Here is a 7,070-nt window from a genome sequence, read left to right as displayed (position 1 = left end):
GTGTACCAGACAGTAAAGAAGATTTAGAATTAAATAGCCCAGAGGAAAAAAAAGACGATGGAGTTGTTGATTTTGAAATTGAATATGTACGTGTTTGGCAAAAAAATTAAACAATTAAACAATAAATTAAACAATAAATTAAACAATAAATTAAACAATAAATTAAACAATAAATAAAACAATTAACTTTTAAAATTAACATGATGAAAAAAATTATTGTAACATTCTTAATGATTATTTCTGTTGGTGTTTTTGGTCAAAACGCAAGTCAAGAAAATAAAATTAAATATTTTGTAGATGCAGCTACTAAAGAATTTAGTTTAAGTAGAAAGCAGTCAAGGCAATTATTGGCAGCACGTAATAAATATATTGAAGATTATATGGGAGTGATGGGTAAGGTAAAAAATGGTGTCATTTCCCAAGATGAAAAAGCAAGTAAAATTAATGATGTCAATGTTGAATTTAATGAATCCTTTGCTAAAATTTCAGGGAAGTCACTAACTGAACTTCAACCCTTTTTTAGAAGTATGTCTGAAGAGTTAAAGAATGTTAAATCTTATTAATTAAAGGGAATAGGAGAAAAATTAGTTTTTTTAAAATCCATTGATTATATACTTTTGTAAGTTTTAATCAATGGGTTTTTATTCTTTTTTGGTTTGTCTAGTTTTTGTCATTGTTATTTGCTTTTATTTTGTTTATTTATTTTATAGTATTGCCTTTTTAATAGTTATTTAAGTGTGTTGATATGAAAAGAAACTTTCTTTTTTTGAGTTTTATAATGTTATTTTCAAATGTGCTCTTTTCACAAAATGATTGGGAAAATGAATTGGTATTTGAAAAAAACAAAATGCAATCCCGTGTTCCTTCTTATTCATATAAAAGTGAAAAGGATGCCTTAGAAGGGAACAGAGATAAATCCCGTATTAAATCTTTAAACGGTACATGGAAATTCAACTTTGTAGATAAATCAGAGGATCGTCCTACTGATTTTATGACTGCAACTTTTAGTGGTGCTAAAAATTGGAATGATATTGAAGTGCCTTCTAACTGGGAATTGAAAGGATACGGACAACCTATTTATACAAATATTGTTTATCCTTTTACTCCTAATATTTTGGATAGTACTTTGAAATATGACTGGAGAGGTCCGCAACCTCCTTTACCTCCAAAAATTTATAGAGACAATCCAGTAGGAAGTTATTATAGAGATTTTGAAGTGCCAACAGATTGGAATGATCAGTCTGTAATTTTGCATTTTGGTGGTGTTACTTCGGCTTTTTATCTTTGGGTAAACGGTAAAGAGGTGGGCTATAGTCAAGGAAGTTGCTTAGCTGCGGAGTTTGATATTACTAAATATTTAAAGCCAGGTAAAAATAGAGTTGCTTTACAGGTCTTTCGCTATAGTGACGGAAGTTACTTAGAGGATCAAGATATGTGGCGATTGAGTGGTATTCATCGTGAAGTGTATTTGATGGCGCAACCTAAAATTGCATTGAATGATTTTTTTGTTAAAACTAAATTTGATAACAACTATCAAGATGCTAAATTAGAAATCCGTCCTTTATTATGGGTTCAAGATGATGCATCTAAATTAAAAAACTATAAAATTACTGCTGAATTATATGATGCGGCTAATAATAAAGTTTTAGTGAATCCTCTTTCTGTAGATGTAGAAAAAGTATATAAAGAAAGATGGCCGGCTAGAGATATCACTAAGTTTGCATTTATGGAAGCGACTATTCGTAGTCCTCATAAATGGTCGGCTGAGGATCCTTATTTGTATAAATTAGTATTTAATGTAATTAATGCTAATGGAGAAGTAGTGGAGTCTAGAAGTAAAAAAATTGGTTTCAGAAAAATAGAATTTAGCAAAAATAATGAGTTACTGGTAAATGGAAAAGTAGTGAAGATTATGGGGGTAAACCGTCATGATCATCATCCTACTCGTGGAAAAGCTTTAACTCATGATGATTTAAGAGAGGATATTGAAACCTTAAAGAAGTATAATTTCAATGCCGTTCGAACTTCGCATTATCCTAACGATCCTTATTTTTATGAATTATGCAATGAATATGGTTTGTATGTTATGGATGAAGCTAATATTGAAGCACATCATCTAGGAAGTTACATTCCGCAACAACCAACTTGGGCTGCGCCAATTTTGACTAGAGTAATCAGAATGGTTGAAAGAGATAAGAACGAACCTTGTATTATCTCTTGGTCTTTAGGGAATGAGAGTGGTACTGGGCCTGCTTTTGCTGCTGCTGCGGGATGGGTACGTGATTTTGATCCTTCACGATTTATACATTATGAAGGTGCGCAAGGAGATCCTGAAGATACACAATATGTGGAAGGGGTAGCTAATGAAATCAATAAATGGCCTACTTATGCTAATCCTGATGATAAAAATTATGTTGATGTATTAAGTAGAATGTATCCTGATTTGTCACAATTAGTGAGTATGTCTGATAATGCACATATAACCCGTCCTATTATTATGTGTGAATACCTTCATGCTATGGGGAATTCAATAGGTGGTTTGGGTGATTTTTGGGATGAAATACGTGCTAGACCTAACTTGATCGGAGGTTTTATTTGGGATATGAAAGACCAAGGTTTAGTAAAAAAAGATACTAAAGGTAAAGATTTTTATGCTTATGGCGGTGACTTTGGAGATATTCCTAATGATAGTAATTTTTGCATCAATGGGGTCTTTGCGCCTGATTTGAGTCCAAATCCTCATGCTTGGGAATGTAAATTTGTTTTCCAACCAGTAGTTTTTGAAGCTTCAGATATAAAGAATTCAGTGGTTAGAATTTCCAATCGTTTTTCTTTTTCAAATTTAAATGAATATGAAATTCGTTGGGAAGTTACTGAGAATGGTAAGGTAATTCAATCTGGAGTTTTACCTCAGTTAGCGTTGGAGGCTGGTGCTTCTACAACCGTTACTTTACCAATAAAAGGAATTAAAATCAACGATAATTCAGAGTATTTTATTCGTATGTCATTGAATGAAAAAACAAATCGTTTATGGTGTGAAAAAGGATTTGAAGTGGCTAAAAACCAATTTGTACTTCAATCTAAAAATGCTACTCCAGTTATTGTTTTAAAATCGAAAGATAAAATTACGGTAGATGAGACAGCTTCTGATGTGGTGGTTAATGGAAAATCATTCTCGGCTGTAGTTTCTAAATTGAATGGGGAATTAATATCCTATAAAATTAAAGGAGAAGAGCAGGTATTGTCTCCGTTAAAACTGAATATGACTCGACCTGTTATTGATAATGATATTAGAGGTGCTAATACTAGGAGTTTCTCTAAATCACAAGAGTTTTGGGCTAAACTTCCGATGGCATTGATAACCTCTGGCGTATTAGTAAATAATGAGGTGAATACTGTAAAAATAATAGTGAAACAAAATTTAGAGTCTAAAGTGAAATTGGATAAAATATATACCATTTCAAATGATGGAAGAATCAATGTGAAAATTACAATGGATGCTGATGCAAGTTTGCCTGATTTAATTCGTTTTGGAGTAACAATGGGGGTTTCGGATTCTTATAAAAAGACTGCTTACTATGGGAATGGTCCAATGGAAAACTACAGCGACCGTAAGAGGAGTGCTGAAGTAGGAGTCTATAGTTTGAAGACTGATGATGTGTTTTTTAATTATATTTTTCCTCAAGAAAATGGAAATCACACAGACACTAGATGGTTGAAATTAAGTGCTGATGGGAAGTCTGGATTGCAGATAACTGGAGATCCATTGTTTGGGTTTTCTATCTGGCCTTATGCTGCAGAGAACATCAACAAAGCAAGACATCCATACGATTTGAATCCTCAAGGGTTTTATACTCTTAATCTTGATTTGGTTCAGTTGTCTTTAGGGGGGACTTTATCAAATAGATTGCCACAATATTTATTAAAATCAGGTAAATATAGTTTTGAATTTAATTTATCCTCTTTGGATAAATAGTTATTTTTTTATTTTTTTTTTTAGATTTTAAAAGCCTGTTCGATTTTGGACAGGCTTTTTTTATCACATATGAACGCTGTAAGTCTCTTTTTAAGGGTAATTATGGATTACTACAAGGTAAATTTTGAATATAAATAACGATTCTCTAAAGGTAACTTTGTAAGAATCTATTAATCGGATTATATAATTATGAGTACTAAAACTTTTATTAGTGTTGATTGGGGAACTACAAATTTACGTTTGAGATTGGTAACAGTACCTTCATTGACAATTATTGAAGAGGTTGTTTCGCCAAAAGGAATTAAAACTGTATACAATGAATGGTTGGCCGCTGGAGGAGAAAAAGAAAATTATTTTTTAAATTTTTTAAAAGAGCAACTCGCTAGTTTTAAAACGGATTTATGTCCTGATGTTCTGGTTGTTATTTCGGGAATGGCTTCATCAAGTATTGGTCTTAGAGAATTACCTTATTCTGATTTGCCTTTTAAAACGAATGGTAAATCATTGAATATTGAAACAATTCAATCGCCTGATTTTCCTTATACCATTAAATTAATCTCAGGGGTTAAGTCAGATTCTGATGTGATTCGAGGAGAAGAAGTTGAGATTATTGGTTTGGTAAATGATAAGGACAAAAAGAAAACTGTAGTTTTTATAACTCCTGGAACGCACAGTAAACATGTAGTGTGTGAAAAAGGAGTCGTGACTAATTTCTTTACCTACATGACTGGCGAAATTTTTAGTGTTATCTCTGAGCATACTATTTTGAAAGCTTCTATCGAAAAATCTGACTTTGATGCTTCCGTTTTAGCTTCATTTGAACAAGGTGTTCTAAAATCGATGGAAGGGAAATCGTTATTGAATACTTTTTTTAAAGTGCGAACCAATACTTTGTTCAAAGAAAAAAATAATATTGAAAATTATTATTATTTAAGTGGTTTATTGATTGGTAGCGAGCTAAAAACGTTGGAAGAAATTGACTGTGATTATGTCAAATTATGTGCAGGAGGAAAATTATTCGAACTCTATTATAGAGCGATTTCGATATTGGGTTTGGTTTCAAAAACAAAAATTATTCAAGCCGATGTAGTAGATACAGCAGTTGTAAAAGGACAATGGAATATTATTAAAAACCAATTTTAGAAAAATAAGATGGGAACAAATTATAAAGAAGAGTTATTCGAAAAAATGCCTATTGTAGGGATTATTAGAAATGTTTCTTTGGAAGTAATAGAGGAGTTTTTGCCCTATTATAAAAAAGCAGGTTTAACAACCTTGGAGATCACCATGAACTCCGCTAATGCATGTGATATTATTAAAGCAATTGCAGAGAAACACTCAGATATTAATGTAGGTGCTGGTACCGTTTGTACGATGGCGGATTTGATGATGGCATTAGATGCAGGTGCAACTTTCATTGTAACTCCTATTATGGATGTTGATGTAATGAAGTATTGCAAGGATCATGCTATTCCAATTTTCCCTGGTGCTTTTTCGCCATTGGAAATTTACAACGCTAATAAATTAGGAGCAACAGCGGTTAAAATATTTCCAGCTACACAATTAGGACCTGGATATATTAAAGATGTTTTAGCACCTTTAAATACCATCAAATTATTGCCCACAGGAGGCGTTGCCTTGGATAATATTCAATCCTTTTTTAAAGCAGGTGCTGTTGGAGTAGGAATGGGTGGGTCTTTATTTGATAAAAAAATGATTGATGAAAAAGACTATGAAGCGCTTTACAATCATTTTAAAAGTATTTGTGATAAAGTTTTGGAAATTAGATAAACTAGAATTATTTACAAGTAAAATTAAATCATTATATATGATTTAAAGTGATAATTTTACTACTGAGTTGTTCTTTAAATTAATAAAAATAATAAAAGAGGACTGATGGCTTCTTTTTGATATAAATAGAAATAAAATGGTAATTGAAAAAATTGAAACGTTTGTATTGAGAGATGTACTTTCTCAAAGCTTTTTCTTTTCGCAATGGGAATACTCAGAAAGATGTATTTGTGTTGTGAAAGTAACTTGTTCTGATGGAACTTATGGATGGGGGGAAGGATATGGTCCTGCTGCAATCTTAGAATCGGGAATCAAATTTTTAGAACCTATGGTTATTGGTCAAAATCCTTTAGAAAATGAAGTGATTTGGAACCGTATGTACCGCAGAACGTTAGATTATGCTCGTAGGGGTATTTTAGTAGCTTCGATGAGTGCTATTGATATTGCTGTTTGGGATTTGAAAGGAAAAATATTAGGACAATCCGTTTCAACTTTATTGGGTGGAGTACACAGAACCAAAATCCAACCTTATGCAACAGGTTTGTATTTTACATGTCATGATAATCCAGCAAAAGATTTTGAGGCTGAAGCGAGATTATATATTTCTCAAGGATTCAAAGCGATGAAAATGAAAGTGGGTCTTGGTATCAAAGCGGATGTTGAAAACGTAAGAAGAATGCGTGAAATCATTGGTGATGATGTTCAGTTAATGGTTGATTCTAATCATGCTTATACTTTAAGAGAAGCGATTGAATTATGTAGAAAGATTGAAAAATATGATATTAGTTGGTTTGAAGAACCAATCTCTCCTGAGTTTTATGAACAATATCATGAATTAAGACAAAAAACGTCTATTCCTATTTCAGGAGGAGAATGTGAATATTTACGTTTTGGTTTCCAGCAGTTGATTCAAAATAAATCAGTAGACATCTTACAACCAGATATTTGCTCTAGTGGAGGACTTACAGAAGCAAAACGTATTTCGGCTTTGGCGACAGCCAATGGTTTAGATATTATTCCACATACTTGGGGAACAGCAATCGGAATTCATGTTGCTATGCATTTTATTGCTAATTTAGAGTGCATTCCGGGTCGTATGTACAAACCTAATTTCTTGATGGAATACGATCAAACAGAAAATGGACTTCGTGAAAAATTAACTTTTCCTTCCATTGTCATGAAAGATGGTTATATTGAGGTGCCAAATAGACCAGGTTTAGGTATTGATGTGAATGAAGATGTTTTGATGGAATATTGTATCTCTAAGAATTTAAATAAATTAGCAATCTAAGAAATTCTCATA

The 7,070-nt window shown here is 32.2% G+C and carries 5 protein-coding genes; all 5 read left to right on the top strand.

The features are described from left to right. Positions 1-200: 200 nt before the first annotated feature. On the top strand, positions 201-563 hold the full coding sequence (locus WBQ70_RS13755; protein ID WP_423915198.1) for a hypothetical protein: 363 nt from the start codon (positions 201-203) through the stop codon (positions 561-563). Positions 564-745: 182 nt separating this feature from the next. After that, a complete protein-coding gene (locus tag WBQ70_RS13750) occupies positions 746-3,976 on the top strand; it encodes a glycoside hydrolase family 2 TIM barrel-domain containing protein (protein WP_423915196.1) in 3,231 nt (1,076 codons plus the stop codon). Positions 3,977-4,165: 189 nt separating this feature from the next. Further along, complete coding sequence (locus WBQ70_RS13745) at positions 4,166-5,119, top strand: 2-dehydro-3-deoxygalactonokinase (protein ID WP_423915194.1); 954 nt, start codon at positions 4,166-4,168, stop codon at positions 5,117-5,119. Positions 5,120-5,128: 9 nt separating this feature from the next. Next, positions 5,129-5,767, top strand: coding sequence for a bifunctional 4-hydroxy-2-oxoglutarate aldolase/2-dehydro-3-deoxy-phosphogluconate aldolase (locus WBQ70_RS13740; RefSeq protein WP_423915193.1), 639 nt, complete (start codon positions 5,129-5,131; stop codon positions 5,765-5,767). A gap of 136 nt (positions 5,768-5,903) precedes the next feature. Next, on the top strand, positions 5,904-7,058 hold the full coding sequence (locus WBQ70_RS13735) for a mandelate racemase/muconate lactonizing enzyme family protein (RefSeq protein WP_423915191.1): 1,155 nt from the start codon (positions 5,904-5,906) through the stop codon (positions 7,056-7,058). The last annotated feature ends 12 nt before the right edge of the window (positions 7,059-7,070 follow it).

The sequence above is a fragment of the Flavobacterium sp. genome, from assembly GCF_049590715.1.
Classification (GTDB): Bacteria; Bacteroidota; Bacteroidia; order Flavobacteriales; family Flavobacteriaceae; genus Flavobacterium.
The sequence above is the reverse complement of the archived record's forward strand: the minus strand, read 5'-3'. Positions and strand labels throughout refer to the sequence as shown.

Bases quoted from the DNA above. Each gene is read 5' to 3' on its own strand.
- WBQ70_RS13740 (WP_423915193.1), top strand. From the start codon at position 5,129: ATGGGAACAAATTATAAAGAAGAGTTATTCGAAAAAATGCCTATTGTA.
- WBQ70_RS13745 (WP_423915194.1), top strand. From the start codon at position 4,166: ATGAGTACTAAAACTTTTATTAGTGTTGATTGGGGAACTACAAATTTA.
- WBQ70_RS13735 (WP_423915191.1), top strand. From the start codon at position 5,904: ATGGTAATTGAAAAAATTGAAACGTTTGTATTGAGAGATGTACTTTCT.
- WBQ70_RS13755 (WP_423915198.1), top strand. From the start codon at position 201: ATGATGAAAAAAATTATTGTAACATTCTTAATGATTATTTCTGTTGGT.
- WBQ70_RS13750 (WP_423915196.1), top strand. From the start codon at position 746: ATGAAAAGAAACTTTCTTTTTTTGAGTTTTATAATGTTATTTTCAAAT.